The sequence below is a fragment of the Micromonospora inositola genome, assembly GCF_900090285.1.
Classification (GTDB): Bacteria; Actinomycetota; Actinomycetes; order Mycobacteriales; family Micromonosporaceae; genus Micromonospora; species Micromonospora inositola.
Genome location: NZ_LT607754.1, coordinates 2,359,069 through 2,383,428, shown reverse-complemented (window position 1 = coordinate 2,383,428; position 24,360 = coordinate 2,359,069). Strand labels below are relative to the sequence as shown.

The window sequence follows — 24,360 nt, the reverse complement described above, 5'->3', positions numbered from 1 at the left end:
ATGGAGATCAGTCCCTGGTCGCCCCCCGGTCCGCCCGTGCCGCCGCCGGCCCCCGCTCCGGACCGGCCGGGCCCGTGGCCGGTGGTGGCGGCGGTGCTGGTCGGCGGCTGGATCGCGCTGGTGACGGTGCTCGGGCAGGTGGTCGGCTGGGCCGTCGACCAGGCGGTGCTGGTCGCCGGCCTGGACCGGGCGGTGCCGACCTGGCCCCTGGTCGCCCTGGGCACCGTGCTGCTGGTGGGCGCGCCCACGCTGGCGCTGGCCCTGCTCCCCCGCTCCCCGACGGTGCGGGCCGTTGGCCGGATCTGGCTGGCCGCGGCGCTGGCGCTGGGCGCGCTGACCCTGCTGCGGGCCGTGCCGCCGGTGCACCAGGAGGTGTACCTGGCCGCCCTGGCCGGCACCGCCGCCCTGCTGGCGGTCATCCTCGGCCGGCTGCACGACCGTCGCCGGGCCACGGCGGCGGCCGGCGGCGCGAGCCCGTCCCCGGGCGGCGTCACTTCGCTGGCGGTGGCGGCCGGGTCGGCGCTGCTGCTGCCCTGGGCCTGGCTGGGCGCGCTGGGCGGCCTGTTGGAAACGCTGCTCGCCGGGCTCGCCGCCGCCGCGCTCGGCGCCCTCGCCGGGGTGCTGCTCGACGCGACGTTCTGGGCGCGGTTCACCGTGGGCGCGCCGCCCCGGCCGGCCCGGCTGGTGCTGGTCGGCGGACTGGTCGCCGGGGTCGTCCTGGCGCTGCTCGCGGCCGGGGCCGGGCAGTCCGGCGCGCAGCTGCCCGCCCTGTTCCTGCTGCCTCCGCTCGGCTTCGTGCTGGCCGCGCTGCACGCGGCGGCCGCCCGCGCGGGCCGGCCGGTCGGCCGCGCCGCGGTGCGCTGGCTGGTCGGGCTCGGCGTGCTGGGCCCGCTCGCCCTCGCCGATCCGGAGGAGCTCACGGTGCTCCTCGCCACCATCCGCGACGTGCCGTTCTGGGTCGCGGTCGCGACCGGCGCCGCGTTCGCCGTCGCGGTGCTGCTCGCCGTCGGGTACGGCGTCCTGCTGGCCCGGCCGCGCGCCGGCACGCCGAGCCGGCGGGTGGCCGGGGTGGCCGCCGCGGCCCTGCTCGCCGCGGTCGCGGTGGGTTACGTGGTCCCCGGGCAGCCCGGCCTGTACGGCGACCGGCTGCTGGTGGTGCTCCGGGAGCAGGCCGACCTGGGCGGCATCCCGACCGGCGCGCCCGGTCGGGCCGGCCGGGACGCCCGGGCCGCCGAGGTCTACCGGCGGTTGGTGGCCACGGCTGACCGGACCCAGGCGGACCTGCGCCGGGAGCTGACCCGGCTGCGCCTGCACCCGACGCCGTACTACCTGGTCAACGCCATCGAGACGGACGGCGGGCCGGAGGTGCGGGCCTGGCTGTCCGGTCGGCCCGAGGTGGCCCGGGTGCTGGTCAGCCAGCGGCTGCGCCCTTTGCCGGCCGGGGCCCCGGCCGTTCGTGGCACGCTGCCCGCGCCGGCCGGACCGGCCTGGAACATCTCGCTGATCGGCGCCGACCGGGTCTGGTCCGAGCTGGGCGTGACCGGCTCGGGCGTGGTGGTCGGCGCCTCGGACTCCGGCGTGGACGGGCGGCATGCGGCGCTGGCCGCCGGCTTCCGTGGCGGCGACGACTCCTGGTACGACCCGTGGGCGCACACCCGTACCCCGAACGACCAGGGCGGGCACGGCACGCACACGGCGGGCAGCGCGGTGGGCCGGGGTGGGATCGGTGTCGCCCCCGGCGCCCGCTGGGTGGGCTGCGTCAACCTGGACCGCAACCTGGGCAGCCCGGCGCGTTACCTGGACTGCCTGCAGTTCATGCTGGCGCCCTTCCCGTTCGGCGGGGACCCGTTCACCGACGGGCGGCCGGACCGGGCGCCGGACGTGCTGACCAACTCGTGGGGCTGCCCGCCGATCGAGGGCTGCGACGCCGGGGCGCTCCGGCCGGCCACCGCCGCGCTGGCCACGGCCGGCATCCTGGTGGTCGCGGCGGCCGGCAACACCGGCCCGTACTGCGGTTCGGTGGCCGACCCGCCGGCCCCGTACCCGGACGTGCTGACCGTGGGCGCGGTGGACCGGACGCGACAGCTCACCCGCTTCTCCAGCCGGGGGCCGGCGGCCGGCGGGGCGACCAAACCGGACCTCGTGGCTCCCGGCGCGGACGTGCTGTCCGCGTACCCAGGTGGGGGTTACGCCACCCTGGCCGGCACCTCGATGGCGACCCCGCAGGTGGCGGGGGTGGTGGCGTTGATGTGGTCGGCGAACCCGGCGCTGGTCGGCGACCTGGCGCGGACTCGGCGGATCCTCCGGGACACCGCCACCCCGGCCGGGGTCCGCCCCGACGACTCGACCGCGCGCCGCTGCGGCGGCGACGCGGACCTGGTCGGCGCCGGCCTGGTCGACGCGTACGCCGCCGTCCGCGCCGCCCGCGCCGGGTGAGCGGGCTCCGAGCCGATCCGACGGTGCCGCCGGGCCGCCGGATGCCCTAGGGTCGGCGACCATGGACGCGGAGATCATCGAGCTGGACCCGGACCGCCTGCCCGCCGTCGTCGACCTCTGCCGGCGGGCGCTCGACCTGCCCGAGGACGCCGCCGAGGCGCCGGCCGTCCTGGACGCCCTGACCACCCGGGCGGCGGCCGACCGCCCGGTGCTGCTGATCGGCGCGGTCCGCGGGGCGGAGCTGGTCGGGGTGCTGGTCGGGTCGGTCTCGCAGCGGGACCCGCGGCTCGGGCACGTCGATCTGGTGGCGGTGGCGCCCCGGGAACGCCGCCGGGGTGTCGGGCGGGCCCTGCTGGCCGAGGCGGAACGGCGGCTCGCCGGGCTGGGTGCGGCCGAGCTGCTGCTGGCCGGGAACCCGCCGTACTATGCCTGGCCGGGCATCGACGTGCGCTACACCCCGGCAGTCTGCGCCGCGCTGCGGCTCGGCTACCGGCAGGACCGTACGGCGTGGAACATGACCGCGGACCTGTCGGCGGGCTCCGCGGCGCTGCGCTCCACGGAGGCCGCCGAACGCCGGCTGGCCGGTCAGGGCGTCACGGTACGCCGGGCCGAGCCGGCGGACCTGGCCGCGCTGGCCGCCTTCGCGCGTGCCACCTTCGGCGGCACCTGGGACGGTGAGCTGGCCGGCTCGGTGGGGCGGCCGGGCGCGGGCGCGCACCTGGCGGAGCGGGACGGCGAGATCCTCGGCTTCGCCGCGTACGGCTCGTCCCGGCCGAGCTGGTTCGGGCCGATGGGCACGGCCCCGGCAGCGGAGGGCTCCGGCATCGGCGGGGTGCTGCTGCGCCGCTGCCTGCGGGATCAGGCGGCGGCGGGGATCGGCGCGGCGCAGATCGGCTGGGTGGGGCCGGTGCCGTTCTATTCGGGCAGCGCCGGCGCGCGGATCGAACGGGTTTTCTTCCTGTACCGGAAGGCGATCGGCGGGCACGCGGTCGGATAATTAAAAGGGCGAAAGGGATATAGACGCCAATAATGCCGTTCGCCCGTGCTGGTCATCGACCGCGCCCTACGGTTGCCCGTAGAGGAGGCAGCCATGACCACGGATGACGAACGGACCGACGACCAGCCCGCCAGCTGGCCACCGGTCGGTGAACTCCCCGGGCAACTGCCGTTCGACCGGCTCGACTACGGCGACGCCGAGCAGCTGGCGGAGCTGGCCGGCGCCGACCCACCAGCCGCCGAGGAGACCCGGCAACCGGTCGACGAGCCGGTCCGGATCCCGCCGCCGTACGACCGGACGAACAAACGACGCAACCAGCGGCCACTGCCGACGTGACGGACGGAAAGGGGGCGGACCGCTGACGCGGCCCGCCCCCTTTCGGCGTTCGGTGGAACTGGACTCAGAAGTCCATCTCCCCGCCACCCGGACCAGCCGGGGCGGCCGGGGTCTTCTCCGGCTTGTCCGCCACGACGGCCTCGGTGGTGAGGAAGAGCGCCGCGATCGACGCGGCGTTCTGCAGCGCCGAGCGGGTCACCTTGGCCGGGTCGATGATGCCCGCGGCCAGCAGGTCGACGTACTCGCCGTTGGCGGCGTTCAGGCCGTGACCCGGCTCGATGTTGCGGACGTGCTCGACGACCACGCCACCCTCGAGGCCGGCGTTGACGGCGATCTGCCGCAGCGGGGCGTCCAGCGCGATCTTGACGATCTGCGCGCCGGTCGCCTCGTCGCCGGTCAGGTCCAGCTTGTCGAAGGCGGTCTTGCCGGCCTGCACCAGCGCGACGCCACCACCCGGGACGATGCCCTCCTCGACGGCGGCCTTCGCGTTGCGGACGGCGTCCTCGATGCGGTGCTTGCGCTCCTTGAGCTCGACCTCGGTGGCCGCGCCGACCTTGATCACCGCAACACCGCCGGCCAGCTTGGCCAGGCGCTCCTGCAGCTTCTCCCGGTCGTAGTCGGAGTCGCTCTTCTCGATCTCGGCGCGGATCTGGTTGACCCGACCCTGGATCTGCTCGGCGTCACCGGCGCCGTCGACGATGGTGGTCTCGTCCTTGGTCACCACGACCTTGCGGGCGCGGCCCAGCATGTCGAGGCCGACGGCGTCCAGCTTGAGGCCGACCTCCTCGCTGATGACCTGGCCACCGGTGAGGATGGCGATGTCGGCCAGCATGGCCTTGCGGCGGTCACCGAAGCCCGGCGCCTTGACGGCGACCGACTTGAAGGTGCCGCGGACCTTGTTGACCACCAGGGTGGCCAGGGCCTCGCCCTCGATGTCCTCAGAGATGATCAGCAGCGGCTTGCCCGACTGCATGACCTTCTCGAGGATCGGGAGCAGGTCCTTCACCGACGAGATCTTGCTGTTGACGATCAGGAGGTACGGGTCGTCGAAGACGGCCTCCATACGCTCCGGGTCGGTCATGAAGTACGCGGAGATGTAGCCCTTGTCGAAGCGCATACCCTCGGTGAGCTCGAGCTCCAGGCCGAAGGTGTTGCTCTCCTCGACGGTGATGACGCCTTCCTTGCCGACCTTGTCCATCGCCTCGGCGATGATCTCACCGACGGTGCTGTCACCGGCGGAGATGGAGGCGGTGGAGGCGATCTGCTCCTTGGTCTCGATGTCCTTGGCGAGCTTGGACAGCTCCTCCGAGACGCTGGCCACGGCGGCCTCGATGCCCCGCTTCAGGGCCATCGGGTTGGCACCGGCGGCCACGTTGCGCAGGCCCTCGCGAACCAGGGCCTGGGCCAGGACGGTCGCCGTCGTCGTGCCGTCACCGGCCACGTCGTCGGTCTTCTTGGCGACCTCCTTGACCAGCTCGGCGCCGATCTTCTCGTACGGGTCCTCGAGCTCGATCTCCTTGGCGATGCTCACACCATCGTTCGTGATGGTGGGGGCACCCCACTTCTTCTCGAGCACGACGTTGCGGCCCTTGGGGCCGAGCGTCACCTTCACGGCGTCGGCGAGCTGGTTCATGCCCCGCTCGAGGCCGCGGCGCGCCTCTTCGTCGAACGCGATCATCTTGGCCATACGGCGTTGTCCTCCTGGACACTCACGGGCCACCCGAGTGTGTCTCCCGGATGGGCCGCCTGGTGTACGCACCTTGGCGACGTCGCCACCTGGCGACGACGACGTCTCCTCGGTCGGGCCGGACAGCCCGCGACGACCGGCCATGTGCCACCCCGGCGCCATCGAGACGCCGGCGCGGCCGTGGCCCTACCGCCCCGACCATTGGCACTCACGGTATGCGAGTGCCAATGACCTGTTTAGCACTCTCCCTTGCCGAGTGCAAGCACGATGCCGCCGCTCAGCCGAGTTCCGCCGCCAGCCGGGCGGCGTTCACCGGCCCCTCATGGGCCCGCTGCTCGGCGTAGGTGGCGAGCAGGCCCACCAACTGGGCCAGGTAGACCGGGACGGCCAGCACGGCCGCCAGCAGGGCCACCCCGACCGCGCCGGCAGCCGTGCCCGGGGAGTCCATCGGGTGGGTGCCGAACGGCAGTTGGCCGACCGCCTCCAGCACCACGCCGACCAGGGCGCCGAGGAGCAGCGCCGCGGCGACCAGCGCGACCCGGCCCAGCACCATGCCGACCCGCTGGTGGAAGATCCGGAAGGAGCGGCCGATCGGGTTCTCCCGCTCGAACAGGTAGACCGGGCCGACCAGGGCGAACGCGAAGGCCAGGTAGATTCCGGGCAGCAGGCAGAAGCAGGCGCCCAAGCCGATGAGCAGCGAGCTCAACAGCGTCCAGCCCCAGAGGCCGAGCAACCGGCGCAGCCCGTAGCGGAACGCCGCGCCGAGGCCGACCGGCTCGTCGGCCGCCTGCCGGGTGACCACCCAGGTCCCCGCGGCCCAGCCCAGGCTCTGCACGGGGCCGAGGAGCAGGCTGGCGGCGAGCACCGCGACGTAGAAGGTCAGCACGTCCCCGAAGTAGCCGTCGGGCAGGACCGGGGCCCCGTCGGGCGCGGTGGCCACCTCCCCCGACGGGGCGAGGGCGAGGGAGAGCACCGAGACCACCGCCGCCGGTGCCGCCTGGGTGAGCAGCATGATCGGCACCAGCAGGCGCCAGCCGCGACGCAGCGCGCCGGTGCAGCGGGCGAACCAGCCGCCGATGCCGGCGTGCGGCGGCGTGACCAACGGATCGTTCGGATCCCAGCCGCCGCCCGCGGGGTACCAGCCGGGGTACGGCGCGCCGGGGTAGGGGATGGCCGGGTAGGGCCCGCCGGCGTACGGCGCGCCGGGGTACGGGCCGGCGGGGGCGCCCCAGACCCACCCTTGCGGCTGCGCGGGTGCCACCGGATCCGCCGGGACGTGCTGCCCGGACACGACCGGCCGTGCCTCCGGGCCGGGTGCCGCCAGCGGGTCGGTGACCGGCGCCGGTGGCCGGATCGGATCGACCGGCTGCGGGGCACCGGGTGAGGTCGGAGTGACCGGATCGACGGGACCCGACGGGGGCTGGTCGGACATGAACCCTCCTCAGCGGCGATGCTGGAACGGCTCATGATCTTCCACGGTGCGCGCCCGCAGCGCAGCCCCCCGATCGGGGTGGAGATGCCGCGGAAACGGCGGCGCGGAGTCAGGCGATGACGCGGACGCGCTCGGCCTGCGGGCCCTTCTGGCCCTGGGCGATCTCGAACTCGACCCGCTGGCCGTCGTCCAGCGCCTTGTAGCCGTCCATCTCGATCGCGGAGAAGTGGACGAAGACGTCCTGCCCGCCGTCGACGGCGATGAAGCCGTAGCCCTTTTCGGCGTTGAACCACTTCACGGTGCCCTCTGCCACGGTGCACTTCCTCACTCTGCGCGGCGTTCCTCGACCCCCGGGACGCGGGGCCGAGCCCGCGCCCGGACCACCGTTTCGGCGATCGGCGACGGCCGCTGAATCGGTGACCGAAATCGCACGCTACACGAGGCGTGACGACGGCGCACGACCGCAAATCGGGCATATTCCGGCCAGGATCGGGCCCGGCACGACATGGACGGGCGTCCCTCCGGTATGCATGCGACATGACGATCGCGCCGACCATGACAGCCGCCCGGACGGCCACCGTCCGCCGGATCCGCCCGGAGGACGCCGCCCGGATGCGGGCGCTGCGGCTGGAGATGCTCGCCGACGCGCCGCTGGCCTTCCTGGAGACCGTGGCGGAGGCCGCCGCCCGCCCGCACGCCGACTACGCGGCCCGGATCGCCGCCGTGGCGCACGGCGGCATGACCGCCCAGTTCGTCGCCGACCCCGGCGGCCGGTTCGTCGGTCACGCCGGCGGCACCGTCGCCCCGGACGAGCCCGGCCTCACCGTGATCTACGCCGTCTACCTCACCCCGGCCTGGCGGGGCAGCGGACTGCTCGCCGACCTGGTCGACGAGGTGGCGGCCTGGTCCCGCGCGTGCGGCCGGCCCGAGCTGATGCTGGAGGTGGTGGTCGGCAACGACCGCGCCTACCGCGCGTACCAGCGGCTGGGTTTCGTGGACACGGGCGTGCGGGTGCCGCACCCGAAGATCCCGACGCTGCGCGAGCTCCAGATGCGCCGTCCCGCCTGAGCGGACCGGCCCGTCCCCTGGCCGGGGACGGGCCGTACCGCCCGGTCAGGCGTGCCGGCGGCTCTGCACGATGCGGAACCGGTTCGCCACGTACGCGCCGTCGGTCAGCGCGGCGTTGGCGGCCGGGTTGGCGCCGCTGCCGTGGAAGTCGGAGAACGCCGCCGACTGGTTGACGAAGACGCCGCCGGTCAGGTTGCAGGACAGGTGCACGCCGGCGTCGATCGCCGCCGCCTCGGCCGCGTCCAGCACCGCCTCGTCGGTCGAGTAGACCGCCGCGGTCAGCGCGCCCTTCTCCCCCACCGTGCGGCGGAGGATCTCCAGGCTGTGCGCGGTGGAGTCGGTGGCGACAGCGAACGAGATCGGCCCGAACCACTCCCGCGAGTAGGTCGCGGTGTCGTCGGCGGCCAGCTTGACGATGGTCGGCGTCCGGACCACCGCGCCGGGGAAGGAGGGGTGCTCGACGGTACGCGACTCCAGCACCGGCTCGCCGACCTTGGTGACCTCGTCGAGGCGCGCCAGCACGCCGTCGTTGACGATCGCGCCGGTCAGCTCGACGCCGCGGGCCGGGTCGGCGGTGAGCTTGCCGACCGTCGCGGCGATACCCGCCGCCACCTCGTCGAAGCTCTTGTGCCCCTGGTCGGTGGCGATGCCGTCCCGGGGGATCAGCAGGTTCTGCGAGGTGGTGCACATCTGGCCGCTGTACAGGGTCAGCGTGAAGCCCAGGTTGCGGCACAGCCCGGCGAAGTCGTCGGTGGAGTCGATCACCACCGTGTTCAGGCCGGCCTTCTCGGTGTAGACGGCGGCCTGCCGGGCGTTCGCCTCCAGCCAGTCGCCGTACTCGGTGGAGCCGGTGAAGTCGACGATCTTCACGGCCGGGTGCAGGGCCAGGGTCGAGGCGAGCTGCTCGCCCGGCGCCTCGGGGGCGAGCAGCACCAGGTTCGGGTCGAAGCCGGCCTCGGCGAGCACCTCGCGGGCGTACTTCACCGTGATGGCGAGCGGCAGGACGGCGCGCGGGTGCGGCTTCACGACCACCGGGTTGCCGGTGACCAGGGAGGCGAAGAGCCCCGGGTACGAGTTCCAGGTCGGGAAGGTGTTGCAGCCGATCACCAGCGCCACGCCCCGCGGCACCACGTGGAAGGTCTTGGTCATCCGCAGCGGGTCGCCCTTGCCGGCGGCCTTCTCCCAGCCGGCCGTGCCCGGGTGCCGGGTCATCTCGGCGTACGCGTAGGCGACCGCCTCCAGCGCCCGGTCCAGCGCGTGCGCGCCACCGGCCTGGAAGGCCATCACGAAGGCCTGGCCGCTGGTGAACTGCACCGCGTTGGCCAGCTCGAAGATGTGCTTGTGCAGCCGGTCCAGGATCTCCAGGCAGACGCCCACCCGGGCCTGCGGACCGGCGTCCCGCCAGGCCGGGAGCGCGACCGTCGCGGCGCCCACCAGCTGGTCGGCGTGGGCGTGCGGGTAGCGCACGTCCAGCTCCAGCCCGAACGGGCTGGCCTCGGTGGCGACGGTGTCGCCGTCGCCCGGCTGGTCGAGGGGGAAGTCGCCGTTCAGGTACGCCTCGAAGGCGGCCTTCCCGTCGGCGGCGGCGGTCTCGCCGTACACCCGGGGGCTCGGCGACTCAGGGTAGGCGGACCAGTACCCGCGCTCCGTGATCGCGGTCAGCGCCCGGTTCAGGGTGTCGGCGTGCCTGTCGTACAGGGGGTGCGGGGTCTCCGTCATGCCCGCCATCATGCAACAGCAAGCCACCAGATCAGTAGGGGCGTGTCACAAGTCGGATCCTCGCCTGCCGCTCCGCGGAATGGTCGGGCCGGGTCCGGGTAACCGCGCGGCCGACGGAAGGAGGGGGACGGCCGCGGGTGGGAACCACCGAGATCAGGGTGCACGGGGTCGCCGATCGCGGCCCCGAGGCGATGCTGGATCGGCCGATCGTGAGCCGGGTGGCCGGCGACCGGGACGCCGGCTTCTACCAGGTACGCCCCGGTTTCGGGGACCCGCACGGCGCCGGAGGCGCCACGTTGGAGGCGTACAGCTGGAGCCGGCTCGCCGGCGGAACCGCGACCCGGACCTTCTCGCTGGTCCTGCTCCTGCCCTTCATGCTCGCCAACATCGCCATCTGGATGCTGCCGCCCGGCCGCCGCACCGGCCTGGTCGGCAAGGCGCTGTGCCGACTGCTCGCCGCGACCCTCACCGCGATGTACGTGCCGCCGAAGATCGGCGGGCACCAGTTCGCGCCAGACACCGACTTCGACCGGGCGGTCGAGGAGCTGGTGCGGCGACTGCACCCGGCCGGCAACGTCGACGGCGGGCTCAGAGAGTGAGCTGCCAGTCCGTCCAGGCGTCGACCGGGCGGAACCCGAGCTGCTCGTTGATCGTGATCATGTGTCGGTTCTCGGCGGCGTTCCAGGTGTCGATCACCCGCAGCGCCGGCTCGTGGCCGAGCACCCAGCGCAGGTTCTCCACCTTGGTGAGCAGGCCGAGCCGGTGCCCCCGGTGCGCCGGGTCGACGATGGTGATCTGCTGGAACGCGTGCCAGTCGGCGCTCGGACCCAGGTCGATCAGGGTCCAGGCGACCACCCGGCCGGTCGCGGCGTGCACGGCCGCATGGTGGTAGCGCCGGCGGCCCCGGGCGTCCAGCGCCCGTTCGGTGCCCCGCAACCGAGCGACGTCCACCTGCTCCGGCTCCCATTCCAGTTCGCCCAGCGGCGCGTCGGTCATCAGCCGGCCGTCGAGGTAGGCCACGTCGGCGGCGTACTCCTCGGGGGTGTCGCCCTGCCAGCGGACGGTGCGGTAGCCGGTGGCGTGCGCCCGGGCGTCGGCGGCCAGGGCGTCGAGCGCGGCGTGGTCGAGCCGGCCGGTCGCCAGCCGGCGGCGCACCTCGGCGAGCACCGGGCGGGCGCCCATCGTGGCGGCGAAGGCGCCGCCGGCCTCCGGTCGGGCGACGCCCCCGGGCAGCGCCGAGACCGCCATCCCCATCACCCGCTTGCGGCCGTGCTCACCCAGCAGCCGCAGGCAGTGCTCGTGCAGGGCCCGGCCGACGCCCCGCCGCCGGTACGCCGGATGCACGACCAGGTCGGCGGTCGAGTTGTCGGTGTTGTCGAGTTGCGGCAGGTCCAGCACCAGGTAGCCGGCCGGCACACCGTCGAGCCGGGCCAGCGCCCAGCGCGGCGCGTTGCCCGGCATCGGATGTCGGATCGCGGCGTCGAAGCGCTGCCGGCAGAACGGCGGGAAGTCCGGCAGGTCCGCCTCGTTGGCCGCCGCCCCGATCCGGTACGCCTCGTCGATCGCGGCCTGGTCGGCGGCGTCGAACGGCGCGATCGTGATGCCCATGCCTGCGAGGGTGCGCCGGAAAGGGCGATCGGGGCCAGCGAATTACGCTGGCCCCGATCGCGACGTTGGTCGGGAGGGACGATCGCACAACGCCGCTGGCGCTGGGTCGAAAGAACAAAGTCTCCGGCGAAACGCCCTCCCGCACGGAGCATCTTGCGCCGTCCCAATCCTGCCGTCAAGTCCTTAGCGGCGGGTTTCCTACACTCACAGCGAAAAGCCAGTTACCCGGCGGATCCGCCCGATCCCCCGTCCGGGCGATCCGCCCGTCCCCCGCCCGGCCACGACGGCCGGACGGGTGGGGTGGGGGTCAGGCGAGGAGACCGGCGTCGCGGGCGGCGCGGAGGGAGGGCTTGATGCGGTGGGTGGGGCCGACCTCGGCGGCGACGGCGTCGATGGTCTTCAGGCCCTCGCCGGTGTTGAAGACGACCGTCTCCGCCGTGGGGTCGAGCCGGCCGGACTCGACCAGCTTGCGCAGCACCGCGACGGTCACCCCGCCGGCGGTCTCGGCGAAGACGCCGGTGGTCCGGGCGAGCAGCCGGATGCCGGCGCGGATCTCGTCGTCGTCGGCGTACTCCATCCAGCCGCCGGTGCGCCGGACGGCCTCCAGGGCGTAGAGGCCGGCGGCCGGATCGCCGATGTTCAGCGACTTGGCGATGCCGGTCGGCTTGACCGGGGTGATGGCGTCGCTGTCGGCGTGCAGCGCGGTGGCGATCGGGTTGCAGCCGGCCGACTGGGCGCCGAAGACCTTCCAGCCGCCGGCCGGCGCCTCGACCAGGCCGATCTCGACCAGCTCGGAGAACGCCTTGTCGATCTTGGTGAGGAGTTCGCCGCTGGCCATCGGGATCACCACCTGGGCGGGGATTCGCCAGCCGAGCTGCTCGACCACCTCGTACCCGAGGGTCTTCGACCCCTCCGCGTAGTACGGCCGGACGTTGACGTTGACGAACGCGGTGTCCTCGAACTCGTCGGTCTCCACCAGCTCCCCGCAGAGCCGGTTCACGTCGTCGTACGAGCCGTCGACGGCGACCAGCTCGCCGCCGTAGACGGCGGTGGTCACCACCTTGCCCTGCTCCAGGTCGCTGGGGATGAAGACCACCGACGGCGCCCCGGCCCGGGCGGCGTGCGCGGCCACCGAGTTGGCCAGGTTGCCGGTGGAGGCGCAGGCGAACCGGGTGAAGCCGAGCGCCCGGGCGACGGTCAGCGCCACCGACACCACCCGGTCCTTGAACGAGTGGGTGGGGTTGGCGCTGTCGTCCTTGACCCAGAGCGGGGCGGTGACGCCCAGCTCCGCGGCGAGGTGCGGGGCGGCGACCAGCGGGGTGAGCCCCGGGTCCACGGTCACCCGGGTGGCCGGGTCCTGGCCGGCGGGGAGCAGGGCAGCGTACCGCCAGAGGTTCTTCGGGCCGGCCTCGATCTGCTCGCGGGTGACGGCGGCGAGCGCGGCGGCGTCGTAGTCGACCTCCAGCGGGCCGAAACACTCGTAGCAGGCGTGCTGGGCGGCCAGCGGGTAGCGCGCGGAACAGGCGCGACAGACCAGGGCGCGGGCCGGGCTGAGGGTGGTGTCGATGCCGGAAGCGGCGGGAAGCGTCGACGTCATGTCGAGGAGTTCCTCTCATCTTTCCCCGCATCGCACCCTGCGGCGGGGACGGAATTGGCACCTGCCCGCTTCTCGCTCGTCGTCGAGCGCGCGGGTGGTTGCCGGGGCGTCGTCGGGCCGTATCCCTCAGCCCCTCTGGATGAGGTATGCAGTTGTGCCGTCGAGTCTATGCGCGTGCGCCGCGCCTGCCGAGCCTGCTTCCCACGCTGTGAGCCACCCCCGCTCACCAGCGCCAAGATCCGCACGACTTCCGGGAAGTGGGGCTCCTCCGCCGCCGGAGGCCCCCACTTCCCCGAACTCGAAGCTCTGCTTACCTCAGCGCGCCACCACGGCGATCGGCTCGACGACGGCCGGCCGGTCGGTGACCGCCACGGGGGCAGGCACGGTGGCGGCGCGGGAGCGGGTGGCCAGGTTGGCGGCGACCAGGGCGGCGATGGTCAGGGTCGCGCCGACCAGTTCCACCGCGCCGGGCCGGTAGCCCCGGGCGGTCTGCACCACGAAGGTGGTCACCGGGACCAGGTTCATGAACAGGGCGGCGTCGGCCGCGCCGAGCCGCTGCACCCCGGTGTTCCAGGCGAGTACCGCGAGGACAGCGGCGACGAGCACGGCGTACGCCAGCTGCGGGGCGACCGCGACGAGGTCGGCGGCGGCCGGCAGGTGCTGCCAGCCGGCGAGGTCGGCGGCGAGGCTGGCGGCGAGCATCGCGGCGGTCCCGGCGACCGCGGTGAGCGTGGTGTAGCGCAGCGGGGACCAGCCGGTGAACCGGCTCGCGCCGTGGGTGTAGACGGCCCAGCCGAGCACCGCGCCGATCATCAGCAGTCCGCCGACGCCGAACTGGCCCAGCCCGTCGAGCCGGCCGCGGGTGATCACCAGACCGACGCCGACGAGGGCGAGCAGCGAGAACCCGAGCAGCACCGGGCGGGGGCGTACGCCGTCCCGGACCCAGCGGACCAGCTGGGTGACCAGCGGGGTGGTGGCGACGAAGAGGGCGATCTGCTGCGGGGCGGCGTGCCCGAGCGCCAGGTTGGTCAGCACGTTGAACCCGGCGAAGCCGAGCACGCCGAGCGCCACCACCTCGACCGCCCGGCCGCCGGAGCGCAGGGCGGCCAGGCCCTCCCGGGCCAGCAGCAGGGCGAGCAGGACGGCGGTCGCGAGGACGTACCGGGCGGTGGTGAGGTTCAGCGCGTCGACCCGGGCGAGGGCGCTGGCCAGGACCGGGAACATGACACCCCAGCTGAGCACCGCGAAGAGCGGGAGGAAGGCGGCGTGACGAGAGCGCATCGCAGCTCCTATGTTCGAATATCGTCGAACCAACGGCACCGACTTTAGGAGCTTGTTCGACGAATGTCGAACAACGGTTACACTGGTCACATGGAGCTGCACGAACCTGAACTGCGCGACGTACCGGTCACCGCCGTGCTCGCGGCGCTGGCCGACGACGTACGGCTGCGGATCGTGCGCGTCCTGGCCGCCGGCGGCGACCACGTCTGCGGCACCTTCGAGCTTGGGGTCTCCAAGGCCACCCGGAGCCACCACCTCAAGGTGCTGCGCGAGGCCGGCCTGACGCGGACCCGGGTCGCCGGCACCAGCCGGTACGTCCGGCTGCGCCGCGACGAACTGGACCGCCTCTACCCCGGCCTGCTCGATGCGGTCCTCACCGCACCCACCCGCTCCCGACCTGCGTGACTGGGGAACGCCTGCACCCGCATTTGGTCCGCGCCGCCGGCTTCGACAGCCGCTGGCGGGGCTACGACCCCGGCCAGGTCCACAAGTACCTCGACCTGGTGGCACGACGAACTCGACCGCCTGCTTCCGGACCTTGGCCGGATCGCTGCGTGACTCGCTCGGCCACGTCACCGTCATCGACTTCGGCGAGACCACTCTCAGCGAAGAGGACCGCCAGTTCGTGCGTACCCGCATCTGGTGCGACGCCCGACTACCCGGCGACGGCCGGTGCGCCCTGCCCACCGACCACCCCGGCGCCTGCATGCCGAAATTCGGTGAAGAAATGGTCAGCTCGTGACGTCCTTGCGGGTGAAGCGCCAGAAGGCCAGCCCCCAGAAGAGGGTGGCGTAGCCGATCGCCGAGATGGCGCCCCGGACCACGTCGTCGGTCTGCACCGGCGTGGATAGCAGCCCCAGCCAGGCACTGCTGAAGTGGGTCGGCAGGAAGGCGCGCAGGCCGCCGAGCGCGGTGATCTGGTCCAGGATGCTGGAAAGGATCCAGAGCAGCACCGCGCCGCCGACCGCGCCGAGCGCGGCGTCCGTGGTCACCGAGAGCAGGAACGCCAGCCCGGCCACCACCAGCAGGACAACCGCCAGGTAGCCGAGCACCGCCAGCAGCCGCAGCAGCCCCTCGCCGGGCGCCAGCTCGGCGGAGACCTGGCTGCGCAGCGGCGACCAGCCGTACCGGAGGGTGCCGGCGAGCAGCGCCGTGCCCGCGAGCAGCAGCAGGGCCAGCGCCGAGTACGCGAGCGCGATCAGCAGCTTCACGGTGAGCAGCCGGGCCCGGGGCACCGGGACGGCCAGCAGGTAGCGCAGGCTGCCCCAGCTCGCCTCGCTGGCCACCGTGTCCCCGCAGAACAGCGCCACCACCACGACCAGCAGGAACGACGCCGACACGAAGATCGAGAAGAGGGTGAAGTTGAGCCCGCCCGAGGTGGCCAGGTCGACCAGGCTGCCGAACTCGTTCCGCCCGTTGTTCTCGTCGCCACCGGAGTCGAACTGGAACGCGACCAGGATGATCAACGGCAGCAGCACCATGAACCCGAGCGCCAGCTGGGTACGCCGCCGCGACGCCTGCCGGCGGAACTCCGCCGCGAACGGCAGGGTGGCCGACGGCCGGTAGCCCGCCGCCGCCCCGCCCGGACCGACCGCGCCCGCCGCGTCCCGCGACCCGACCGAAGAGCCTGCCATCACCGGTCCCCGCTTCCCCGAGAGTTCTCGCCGACCAGGGCGAGGAACGCGTCCTCCAGGCGGCGCCGGGGCACCACCCGGTCCACCCCGATGCCGGCCCGGACCAGCTCCGCCACCACCTCGCTGCGCGCGGTGCCGTTGGTGTCCACCACCAGCCCGCCGTCGCCGTCGGGCAGCACCCGGACCCCGTGCAGCCGGTCCAGCACCGTGCGGGCGGCGTCCGGGTCGGTCACCTCGAACAGCACGCTCGGCGAGTCGCCGACGATCTCCTCCACCGGGCCGGACGCCACGATCCGGCCCTTGTTCACCACCACCGCGTGGGTGCAGGTCTGCTCCACCTCGGCCAGCAGGTGGCTGGAGACCAGCACCGCGCGGCCGTCGGTGGCGTACCGCTGGAGCACCCGGCGCATCTCGGCGATCTGCGGCGGGTCCAGCCCGTCGGTCGGCTCGTCCAGCACCAGCAGCTCCGGCAGGCCGAGCATGGCCTGCGCGATGGCCAGCCGCTGGCGCATGCCGTGGCTGTAGTTCTTGGTCCGCCGGTGCACCGAGGAGCCCAGGCCGGCGATCTCCAGCGCCTCGTCGAAGTGCGCGTCGTCCCAGGGCCGCCCGGTCGCCCGCCAGTACGCCTTCAGGTTCTCCAGGCCGGACAGGTGCGGCAGGAAGCCGGGCCCCTCCACCAGCGCGCCGATCCGGGAGAGCACCGGCGAGCCGGGCACCAGCCGGTGCCCGAAGACGTAGATCTCCCCGGCCGTCGGCTGGGTCAGGCCCATCAGCACCCGCAGGGTGGTGGTCTTGCCGGCGCCGTTCGGGCCGAGCAGGCCGACCACCTGGCCGGGGTGCACCTCGAAGTCCACGTTGGAGACCGCGACGAAGCCGTCCGCGTACTCCTTGCGGAGCTGGCGGACGGCGAGCGGGATGCCCGCGTACTCCGGGTGGACGGAGCTGTCCTGGCGGCGGTGCCGACGGCGGGCGACCAGGACGACCACGACGAGCCCGACCGCGATCGCGGCGAGCAGCCCGACCAGGATCCAGCGCCAGACCGTGGCGGTGGTGGGGATCGGCTCGCCGTCGACGGTCGGCAGGCTCAGCGCGCCGCCGCCGGGGGCGACCGTGTAGACCGTCGGCTCGGGCGGCGTGGCGTACGCCTGGTCGGAGGTCGCCACGACGACCCGCAGCCGGTGCCCGGCCTCGACCCGGCGGACGATCGCCGGCAGCGTGACCGTGACCGGCTGGGCCGCGTCGACGGTCTTCGGCAGGCCGGTGAGGCGGACCGGGGCGACCAGGCCGTCGGGCAGCGTGGCGGCGCCGTTCGGGTCGACGTCGTAGAGCTTGACGAAGAGCACCGCCTCGCCGGTCGGCGACGCCGCCCGGATCCGGACCGTCGGCGAGCCGACCACGTCCACCGCCTCGTCCAGCGGCGCGGACTCGAACCGGGTGTGCTGGCCGGGGATGTCGCCGGCCACCCCGTCCAGCAGCGAGCCCAGCGCCCCGGCGAACGGCACCGCGGAGATCGCGGCCGGATTGCCGTTCGGCGGGTTGGCGATCTGCTGGGTCGGGCCGGTGACCGCGACCTCGCGACGGGCGTCTCCGGTCACCCCCGGGTAGTCGGCGGTGCGGTAGCCGGTGGCCACCAGACCCCGGTCCAGCGCGTCGAAGCCGGCGATCCGGGAGAAGGTGAAGCCCTCGCCCGGCGCCGCGCCCTCCCCCTTGACGTAGTGGTCGAGCCACTGCGCGGTCAGGAACTTCACCCGGTCGGAATCGCTGGTCGGCCCCGCGCCGCCGTCGTGGCCGCCGGTGAACCAGGCGACCCGCACCGGGGTGCCGGTGGCGGCGATTCCCCGCGCGTTGGCGTCCGCCTCGCCGAGCGGGAAGAGGGTGTCCGCCTCCCCCTGCACCAGCAGGGTGGGCGCCTTGACCCGGTCGAGCACGCCGGCCGGGGAGGAGCGGCGCAGCAGGTCCACCGCCTCGGCGTCGGCCCGGCCGGTGGTGGCGATCCGCAGGTACGCGGCGCAGACGTCGGCGGCGAACCGGCCGCAGGACGGATCGGCGGCGCCGGCCGGTGCGCGCCCGGGACCGGTGCCGGGGCCCGCGCCGGGCTGCGGGCTGGGCGCGCCGGCCGACGCCGGTGCCCCCTCCGGCTGGGCGGCGGTGGCGCCGGAGACGCCGGCCGGTCCCGAGCCGGTGGAGCCCCCGCCACCGAAGAAGATGCCGGCCCAGCCCTTCTTGAACACGCCCTCGGTGGGCGCCTTCCCGGTGCTCTCCGGCAGGAAGGCACGGGACAGGTCGTTCCAGGTGATCATCGGGACGATCGCGTCGACCCGGGGGTCCTGGGCGGCGAGCAGCAGGGCCAGGCCGCCGCCGTACGAGCCGCCGACCACGCCGACCCGGGGGTCACCGGCGGCGTCGGTACGGATCTCCGGCCGGGCGGCGAGCCGGTCGAGCAGGCGTTGCGCGTCCCGCACCTCGTAGTCCGGGCTGTCCAGGTGGATCTCGCCGCCGCTGCGGCCGAAGCCCCGCGCGGTCCAGGTCAGCACCGCGTACCCGCGCTCGACCAGGTCCTCGGCGTCGGAGCGGACGGACTCCTTGGTGCCGCCGAAGCCGTGCGCCAGCAGCACCGCCGGCACCTTCCGGTGGGCGGAGGCGTTCTCGGGCAGGTAGAGCGTGGTGTCCAGGTCGACCGGCTGGTCGCCGGACGGTCCGGACCGGACGGTCACCGTCGCCGACTCGGTCCGAAAGGCGGGCCGCTCCGGCCGGGCCGCCCAGACCACGGCGGCCGCCAGGACGACCACCACCGACGCGGCCACGACGCGGCGTCGGCGGGTGGCCAGAGCACGCCGGACCCGCGCGGCCGACAGCGGTGATCTCATGCGGCACACGGTACGGCCCGGACCCTGAGCGTTGCCTGAGATCCGCCGTACGTCCGTCCGGTTGCTCCGATCGGCGCGCGAGTCCGATCGACCGCGCAACGTCCAGAACATCCCAGCGAGATGACTTCGGATCACGTGAATTCACATGTAGGCACATAAACCGCCTCCGATGGGTCCATGACGCACGGCCCGCGAAACGCTGTGTGCCGACAAGGCCAACGAGACGTGACATCGCTCGAAGTGACGCAAAGCTGACTCAGCGACGGCGGTCCCGCCCCGCGCGGGTCGACTAGTTTTCCGGTCCGGTGCACGGGACTGCGTCGGCGGCCCCGCCACCGGAGGAGTCCCCCGCCGTCGCCCGAGGAGACAGACCATGACCGTCCCCGCGCCGCGGGTCCGTCGCCGGCCCTCCGTACCGGGCCGTGTCCTGCCCCTGCTGCTCGTGGCGGCCCTGCTGGCCCCGGTGGGACTGCTCCTCGCCCAGACGCACCGGCTGACCGGGGACGACCGCGACCTGGCGACCCGGGAACGGCTCGGCGTGCAGTACCTGCGCGCCCTCGGCCCGGTCACCGACGCGCTGGTGGACGCCCAGGCCGCCGCGGTCGCCGGTCGACCGGTCTCCCGGGACACGCTGACCACCGCGGTCGAGCAGGCGGCCGCCGTCGACAGCGCGATCGGGGACGAGTTGCGCAGCCGCAAGCGCTGGTCCGGACTGCGCGCCAAGCTGGAGGCGCTGCCCGACCGGGGGCTCACCGATCCCGCCGGGGCCTTCGCCGCGTACGGGGAGGTCACCGACCTGCTGCTCGCCCTGAACCGGAAGATCCGGGACAGCTCGGGGCTGATCCGCGACCCGCAGTCCGACTCCTTCTTCCTCCAGGACGGCATCGGCGGCGACCTGCCCGAGGCGATGGTCGCGGCCGGCCGGCTCGCCGACCTGACCGCCCTGGCCGCGCAGCGCCCGGCCGCCGAACGCCCGAAGACCCTCGCCGAACTGGCCGCCCTCCGGGTGGCCGCCCTCGGACCGGCCACCGACCTGGTCGCCGACCTGCGGGCCGCGGTGGCCAACTCCGAGAGCACCGACCTCGGACCGAACGTGCTCACCCCGCTGGACACCTACCAGCGCTCTGTCGAGGCGCTCGCCGCGCTCTCCGCGCCGGCCGGCACGGCGGGCACCGGGCCGACCGACCCCGCCCAGGTGGCCGCCGCCCGGCTCAACGCGCAGTCCGCCGCCAAGCAGCTACAGCCGATCATCCTGGACCAGCTCGACGCCCTGCTGCGGGAGCGGATCGACCGGCTCGACCGGGACCGCCTGCTGGCCGTCGTCGCCGCCGCGCTCGCCGTCCTGCTGGTCGTCGTCGTGGCCGTGGTGCTGGTCGGCGAGTCCCGGCGGACCCGCCGGCGCGCCCCCGACGAGCGGCCGGCGCGGGAGGACTCGGGCGCGCTGCCGGCGGCGTGGCAGCCGCCGGCCGAGGCGCGTCAACTCCAACCGGTCGGGTCCGCCCGGCCCGGCGAACCCGAGCGGTGGGAGCCCTTCGATGCTGCTCGGTAGGCTCCGGATCCGGGGCAAGCTCGCCCTGCTGGTGATCATCCCGCTGCTCAGCATGGTCGGGCTGGCCGTGCCGGTGGTGCTCGACCGGGTGGCCGCCGCCCAGCGGGCCGGCGACACCGCCGCCACCGTCCGGGTCGTGAGCCGGATCGGCAGCCTCGTCCAGGACCTCCAGCAGGAGCGGTTGCTCTCGGTCGGGCTGCTGCTCGGTCGGGTGACCCGGACGGAGCTGATCCAGAAGTCGGCGGCCGTCGACGACCGGGTCGCCGACCTGCGGGCGGACCGCCTCCCGGACCGGGTCGCCGCCGCCCTCGACGGCCTACGCAGGCTGGCCGACCTGCGCACCGCCGTGCTGGCCGGGAAGGCGACGCCGACGCAGATCATGGACGCCTTCGGGCCGGTCGACATGGCGCTGATCGAGGCGCTGCGGCTGCCGTTTCAGGTGGACACCAGCACCTCGGCCGGGCGGCAGGTGCTGGCGCTGGACGCCCTGCTCCGCACCGACGAGGCGCTGGGCGCCTGCGCCACCCTGATCGTGCTGGTGAAAACGACCGGCGACCCGAGGGTGGCGGCCGCCTACATCGCCTGCATGGCCGCGCTCCAGGTGGACAACCAGCGGTTCCGCGGCCTGATCACCGCGGAGCAGTACAAGCTGGCGCAGCTCGACGACGCGGCGGTGGCGGCCCGGACCAGCCCGACGTTCCAGACCGACAGCGCGAAGGACCCGGTCGCGGCGATCGCCGCGGTGCCGCTGGACGCGCTCTTCCCCTCGGTCCGCTCGATGATCACCCTCGGCCAGTTCGTGGAGAAGAAGATCGTCGCGGACGTCATCGCCGAGACCAGCACCGACCAGCGGGACGCGCTCACTGCGGCCTGGCTGGTCGGCGGGGCGGCCACCCTGATCCTGCTGGTCGTGGTGCTGCTCAGCATGGCCGTCGCACGGACGGTGGCCCGGCCGTTGACCCGCCTCACCCGCTCCGCCGACCGGGTCGCCCGGGTCGCCGAGGCCGAGCTGGTCCGGGTGGTCGACGACGAGTCGGAGGCCGCCCAACCGGTCCGGCTCGACCCGGTCGGCGTCCGGTCCCGGGACGAGATCGGCGACCTGGCCCGCGCCTTCGAACAGGTGCAGAGCACCGCGGCCCGGCTGGTCGAACGGCAGGTGGCCGGCCGGCGCAACGTGGCGCAGATGTTCGGCCACGTCGGCCGGCGTACGGAGAACCTGGTCGGTCGGCAGATCGCGCTGATCGACCGCCTGGAACGGCAGGAGACCGACCCGGGACGGCTGGAGCACCTGTACCGGCTCGACCACATCACCAGCCGGCTGCGCCGCAACGCCGGCAGCCTGGTGGTGCTCTCCGGCGCGGCCGGCACCGACGAGCACGTCGCCCCGGTGCAGCTCGCCGACGTGGTCCGGTTGGCGCTCGGCGAGATCGAGGACTACACCCGGATCGACGTGCAGGTCCCGCCGGGAGTGTCGGCGGCGCCCGCCACCGTCGGCGACCTGGTGCTCGCGCTGGCCGAGCTGATGGAGAACGCCACCGTCTTCTCCCCGCCGCACACCCGGGTGGTGGTGGGCGGCGAACTGACCGACGGCGGTGCGCGGCTGATCGTGGTGGACCGGGGCATCGGCATGACCGAGGAGCGGCTCGCCGAGGAGAACGCCCGGCTCACCCGGCGGGAACGGCTCGACCTGGCCCCGACCGAGGTGCTCGGGCTATTCGTGGTCGGCCGGCTGGCCCGCCGGCACGGCTGGACGGTGGACCTCGCCCCGACCGCGGGCGGCGGGACGACCGCCCGGCTGGAGATCCCCGCCGCGCTGCTGTTGATCCGGCGGCCAGAGCGGGCCGGCGCCACGGTCGCCCGGGCCACCGTGCCGCCCCGGGACCGGCGGGGGCTCCGCGCACCGGCCCGCCCGGGTCGGGCACTCACCGCCGCCGGAGTCCCGGCGGCGGTCGAGGACCACCCGGGCTTCGACCCGGTGCTGCTCAGCCGGGCCACCCGCAGCCTGGAGACCGCGGAGTCGTGGAACGCCTTCGACGCCGCGACCGAGCCGGTCGAAGGGGTGGCTCCGCCGAGCGATCGCCCACCGCCCGCACCCCCGCTCGCCGCACCCCCGCTCGCCGCACCCCCGCTCGCCGCACCCCCGCTCGCCACCGGGCCCTTCGTGGGCACCGGTTTCGCCGCCGCCCCGGAGGTGACCGCCGCGGCGGCCGAGCGGAGCGCCGCCCCGGTCGAGCCCACCCCTGTCCGGCCCCGGCTGAGCCGGCGGGTACCCGGGGCGAACCTGGCCGTCGCCCCGTCCCAGGCGCCAGTCGCCAGCCAGCACCCCGGAGACCCGGCCGAGGTCCGCCACCTCATCACCGAGTTCGAGGCGGGCGTCGCCCGCGCGCTGCGCGAAGTCGGTCCAGACCACCACCGCCACGAAGAGGGATCATCACGGTGACCAGTCCCTTCCTGCATGACAACGTCGACCACCAACACAGCGGGGAACTCAGCCCGGAGGCCCGCACCTTCAACTGGCTCCTCGACTCGTTCACCTCCAGCACGGCCGGCGTGATGGAGGCGATCGCGGTCTCCTCGGACGGGCTGCTGATGGCGATGTCCGCCATCAAGGACCGGTCCAACGCCGAACGGCTCGCCGCCGTGGTCTCCGGAATGACCAGCCTGGCCGGGGGCGCGGCCAGCTGGTACGCGCTCGGCGGTTTGAACCGGGTGATCGTCGACATGGCCGAGGGCTACCTGCTGATCAGCGCGATCAGCAGCGGCTCGGTGCTCGGCGTGGTCGCCGACCGGTCGGCCAACCTCGGCACGGTGGCGTACGAGATGACCCTCTTCGCCGGCCGGGCCGGCGGCGCCCTGAGCCCACGGCTCATCGCCGAGCTGAAGAACGCCGTGCAGCAATGACCCCGGAGGTGGCAGGCGAGGAACCAGATCCGGAACCTGACGTCCGGATCCGTCCCTACCTGCGGTCGCCGTCCCCGGCCGGCGAGCCGGCGCCCTCGGCCCCGCCGTACCCCGGCGACGAGGCCGAGGGGGACGCCGGAGAGCCGGCGGGGCCGCGTCCGTTCGTGCTGACCGCCGGGCGGGTGGCCGGCGCCGACCCGGCGATCGGGCTGGAGACCCAGGTGACCGCCCGGCCGGCGAGCGGGTCGTGGGCGGTGTCGTCCCGGCTCACCCCGGAGCTCCAGGCCATCGTGGCGCTCTGCGCCGACCCGATCTCGGTCGCCGAGATCTCCGCCCGGACGCGGATGCACTTCGGCGTGACCCGGGTGCTGGTCGGTGACCTGCGGGCCGCCGGCCACCTCGACGTGCACGTGGGCGGCGCCGGAGCCCTCGACCCCGACATCATCCGGCGACTGATTGACGGACTCCGTGCGATCTCCTGAATGGCCCGCCGCCGCGACCGGCGGGCTCGCCGCCAACAGCGCCGCCGCCCGGTACGGCACACCGGCGGGGCCCGCCGCGGCCGCCGGCCGGACCGTGCCGCCGGCCCCACAGCCCGCGCCGCCGCCGTACCGGCCACCGGCGGCACCGGCCCGGGCGACCGCGGCCGTCCCGGCCACCCGGCCGCCCATCCCGGTGAAGGTCCTGATCGCCGGCGGGTTCGGCGTGGGCAAGACCACCACGGTGGGCGCGATCTCCGAGATCGCCCCGCTGAGCACCGAGGCGGAGATGACCAGCGCCGGCATCGGCGTCGACGACCCCGGCGTACGCTCCGACAAGACCACCACCACGGTGGCGATGGACTTCGGCTGCGTGACCATCGACCGCAGCCTCAAGCTCTACCTCTTCGGCACGCCGGGGCAGGCGCGGTTCGGCTTCATGTGGGACGACCTGGCCCGGGGCGCGCTCGGCGCGCTCGTGGTGGTGGACAGCGGCCGGCTGGACGACTGCTACCCCGCGGTCGACTTCTTCGAGCGCGCCGGGCTGCCCTTCGTGGTCGGGGTGAACGCCTTCGACGGGCGGCTCGCGCACGACCTGGCCTCGATCCGGTGGGCGCTGGCGATCGGCGACCACGTTCCGCTGGTGCGGTTCGACGCCCGGGACCGGCTCTCGGTACGGGACGCCCTGCTGGTCGTCCTGGACCGCGCGCTGGATCGCGCGACCCGGGAGAAGGGTGCCTGAACCGACCGTCGGTTCGACCCGTTTCAT

General features: G+C 74.2%; 21 protein-coding genes, 1 pseudogene and 1 riboswitch. Of the genes and pseudogenes, 13 read left to right on the top strand and 9 right to left on the bottom strand.

Translation table 11 applies throughout. The features are described from left to right. The 3 genes from GA0070613_RS11395 (at window position 1) to GA0070613_RS11385 (ending at window position 3,769) form a co-directional block, all read left to right on the top strand. Entirely contained in the window at window positions 1-2,436 is a 2,436-nt protein-coding gene (locus GA0070613_RS11395) for a S8 family serine peptidase (protein WP_089015897.1), read from the top strand. 61 nt (window positions 2,437-2,497) lie between these two features. Next, on the top strand, window positions 2,498-3,433 hold the full coding sequence (locus tag GA0070613_RS11390) for a GNAT family N-acetyltransferase (RefSeq protein WP_089012261.1): 936 nt from the start codon (window positions 2,498-2,500) through the stop codon (window positions 3,431-3,433). A gap of 93 nt (window positions 3,434-3,526) precedes the next feature. Continuing rightward, window positions 3,527-3,769 (top strand): hypothetical protein, encoded by a 243-nt coding sequence (locus GA0070613_RS11385; protein WP_089012260.1) that lies wholly within the window; start codon window positions 3,527-3,529, stop codon window positions 3,767-3,769. Between the two features lie 64 nt (window positions 3,770-3,833). On the opposite strand, the gene groL is transcribed toward GA0070613_RS11385, so the two are convergent. The 3 genes from groL to GA0070613_RS11370 all read right to left on the bottom strand — a co-directional run bounded on the left by groL (window position 3,834) and on the right by GA0070613_RS11370 (window position 7,201). Next, window positions 3,834-5,456: a chaperonin GroEL gene (gene groL, locus GA0070613_RS11380; protein WP_089012259.1), complete on the bottom strand. Its 1,623-nt coding sequence runs from the start codon at window positions 5,454-5,456 to the stop codon at window positions 3,834-3,836. Between the two features lie 277 nt (window positions 5,457-5,733). Next, complete coding sequence (locus GA0070613_RS11375) at window positions 5,734-6,888, bottom strand: hypothetical protein (RefSeq protein WP_089012258.1); 1,155 nt, start codon at window positions 6,886-6,888, stop codon at window positions 5,734-5,736. 109 nt (window positions 6,889-6,997) lie between these two features. Further along, the gene (locus tag GA0070613_RS11370) at window positions 6,998-7,201 is read right to left on the bottom strand and encodes a cold-shock protein (protein WP_089012257.1); all 204 of its coding nucleotides are present in this window, start codon (window positions 7,199-7,201) and stop codon (window positions 6,998-7,000) included. A gap of 224 nt (window positions 7,202-7,425) precedes the next feature. Here GA0070613_RS11370 and GA0070613_RS11365 point away from each other — a divergent pair, with 224 nt between their 5' ends. After that, on the top strand, window positions 7,426-7,956 hold the full coding sequence (locus tag GA0070613_RS11365; protein ID WP_231929752.1) for a GNAT family N-acetyltransferase: 531 nt from the start codon (window positions 7,426-7,428) through the stop codon (window positions 7,954-7,956). 45 nt (window positions 7,957-8,001) lie between these two features. Here GA0070613_RS11365 and paaN read toward each other — a convergent pair whose 3' ends face one another. Continuing rightward, on the bottom strand, window positions 8,002-9,675 hold the full coding sequence (paaN, locus tag GA0070613_RS11360; protein ID WP_172875793.1) for a phenylacetic acid degradation protein PaaN: 1,674 nt from the start codon (window positions 9,673-9,675) through the stop codon (window positions 8,002-8,004). A gap of 137 nt (window positions 9,676-9,812) precedes the next feature. Between paaN and GA0070613_RS11355 the strand changes: the two genes are divergently transcribed. Next, on the top strand, window positions 9,813-10,274 hold the full coding sequence (locus GA0070613_RS11355; RefSeq protein ID WP_089012255.1) for a hypothetical protein: 462 nt from the start codon (window positions 9,813-9,815) through the stop codon (window positions 10,272-10,274). On the opposite strand, the gene GA0070613_RS11350 is transcribed toward GA0070613_RS11355, so the two are convergent. From GA0070613_RS11350 to GA0070613_RS11340, 3 genes are all read right to left on the bottom strand, one after another. Beyond that, window positions 10,264-11,283 (bottom strand): GNAT family N-acetyltransferase, encoded by a 1,020-nt coding sequence (locus GA0070613_RS11350; protein WP_089012254.1) that lies wholly within the window; start codon window positions 11,281-11,283, stop codon window positions 10,264-10,266. The two genes, GA0070613_RS11355 and GA0070613_RS11350, sit on opposite strands and share 11 nt — an antisense overlap. 307 nt (window positions 11,284-11,590) lie before the next feature. After that, window positions 11,591-12,880: a threonine synthase gene (gene thrC, locus GA0070613_RS11345; protein ID WP_089012253.1), complete on the bottom strand. Its 1,290-nt coding sequence runs from the start codon at window positions 12,878-12,880 to the stop codon at window positions 11,591-11,593. A gap of 12 nt (window positions 12,881-12,892) precedes the next feature. Then, a riboswitch (SAM riboswitch) is annotated at window positions 12,893-13,026 on the bottom strand. Between the two features lie 169 nt (window positions 13,027-13,195). Then, complete coding sequence (locus GA0070613_RS11340; RefSeq protein WP_089012252.1) at window positions 13,196-14,161, bottom strand: DMT family transporter; 966 nt, start codon at window positions 14,159-14,161, stop codon at window positions 13,196-13,198. Window positions 14,162-14,251: 90 nt separating this feature from the next. On the opposite strand from GA0070613_RS11340, the gene GA0070613_RS11335 reads away from it, so the two are divergent. The 3 genes and pseudogenes from GA0070613_RS11335 to GA0070613_RS11325 all read left to right on the top strand — a co-directional run bounded on the left by GA0070613_RS11335 (window position 14,252) and on the right by GA0070613_RS11325 (window position 14,903). Continuing rightward, entirely contained in the window at window positions 14,252-14,566 is a 315-nt protein-coding gene (locus tag GA0070613_RS11335) for an ArsR/SmtB family transcription factor (protein WP_172875792.1), read from the top strand. Next, window positions 14,563-14,631: pseudogene (locus GA0070613_RS33370) on the top strand (DivIVA domain-containing protein); the annotation flags it as partial. The gene GA0070613_RS11335 and the pseudogene GA0070613_RS33370, both read left to right, overlap by 4 nt. Next, window positions 14,619-14,903: a hypothetical protein gene (locus GA0070613_RS11325; RefSeq protein ID WP_408630999.1), complete on the top strand. Its 285-nt coding sequence runs from the start codon at window positions 14,619-14,621 to the stop codon at window positions 14,901-14,903. The pseudogene GA0070613_RS33370 and the gene GA0070613_RS11325, both read left to right, overlap by 13 nt. Here GA0070613_RS11325 and GA0070613_RS11320 read toward each other — a convergent pair. Together GA0070613_RS11320 and GA0070613_RS11315 are read right to left on the bottom strand one after the other, a co-directional pair. Continuing rightward, entirely contained in the window at window positions 14,893-15,795 is a 903-nt protein-coding gene (locus GA0070613_RS11320; RefSeq protein WP_089012249.1) for an ABC transporter permease, read from the bottom strand. The genes GA0070613_RS11325 and GA0070613_RS11320 overlap by 11 nt on opposite strands. Next, window positions 15,795-18,662 carry an alpha/beta fold hydrolase gene (locus GA0070613_RS11315; RefSeq protein WP_089012248.1) on the bottom strand — a complete coding sequence of 956 codons (2,868 nt, stop codon included), beginning with the start codon at window positions 18,660-18,662 and terminating at the stop codon, window positions 15,795-15,797. The genes GA0070613_RS11320 and GA0070613_RS11315 overlap by 1 nt, the downstream gene beginning before the upstream one ends. A 373-nt stretch (window positions 18,663-19,035) precedes the next feature. Here GA0070613_RS11315 and GA0070613_RS11310 point away from each other — a divergent pair, with 373 nt between their 5' ends. From GA0070613_RS11310 to GA0070613_RS11290, 5 genes are read left to right on the top strand one after another with little or no spacing between them, the layout of a single operon-like run. Continuing rightward, window positions 19,036-20,211: a hypothetical protein gene (locus GA0070613_RS11310; protein ID WP_089012247.1), complete on the top strand. Its 1,176-nt coding sequence runs from the start codon at window positions 19,036-19,038 to the stop codon at window positions 20,209-20,211. After that, window positions 20,198-22,651 (top strand): sensor histidine kinase, encoded by a 2,454-nt coding sequence (locus GA0070613_RS11305; protein ID WP_089012246.1) that lies wholly within the window; start codon window positions 20,198-20,200, stop codon window positions 22,649-22,651. Before GA0070613_RS11310 ends, GA0070613_RS11305 begins: the two co-directional genes overlap by 14 nt. Continuing rightward, window positions 22,648-23,112 carry a roadblock/LC7 domain-containing protein gene (locus tag GA0070613_RS11300; protein ID WP_089012245.1) on the top strand — a complete coding sequence of 155 codons (465 nt, stop codon included), beginning with the start codon at window positions 22,648-22,650 and terminating at the stop codon, window positions 23,110-23,112. Before GA0070613_RS11305 ends, GA0070613_RS11300 begins: the two co-directional genes overlap by 4 nt. Then, a complete protein-coding gene (locus GA0070613_RS11295) occupies window positions 23,109-23,594 on the top strand; it encodes a DUF742 domain-containing protein (protein WP_089012244.1) in 486 nt (161 codons plus the stop codon). Before GA0070613_RS11300 ends, GA0070613_RS11295 begins: the two co-directional genes overlap by 4 nt. Next, window positions 23,581-24,333: a GTP-binding protein gene (locus GA0070613_RS11290; protein ID WP_089012243.1), complete on the top strand. Its 753-nt coding sequence runs from the start codon at window positions 23,581-23,583 to the stop codon at window positions 24,331-24,333. The genes GA0070613_RS11295 and GA0070613_RS11290 overlap by 14 nt, the downstream gene beginning before the upstream one ends. Window positions 24,334-24,360 lie beyond the last annotated feature (27 nt).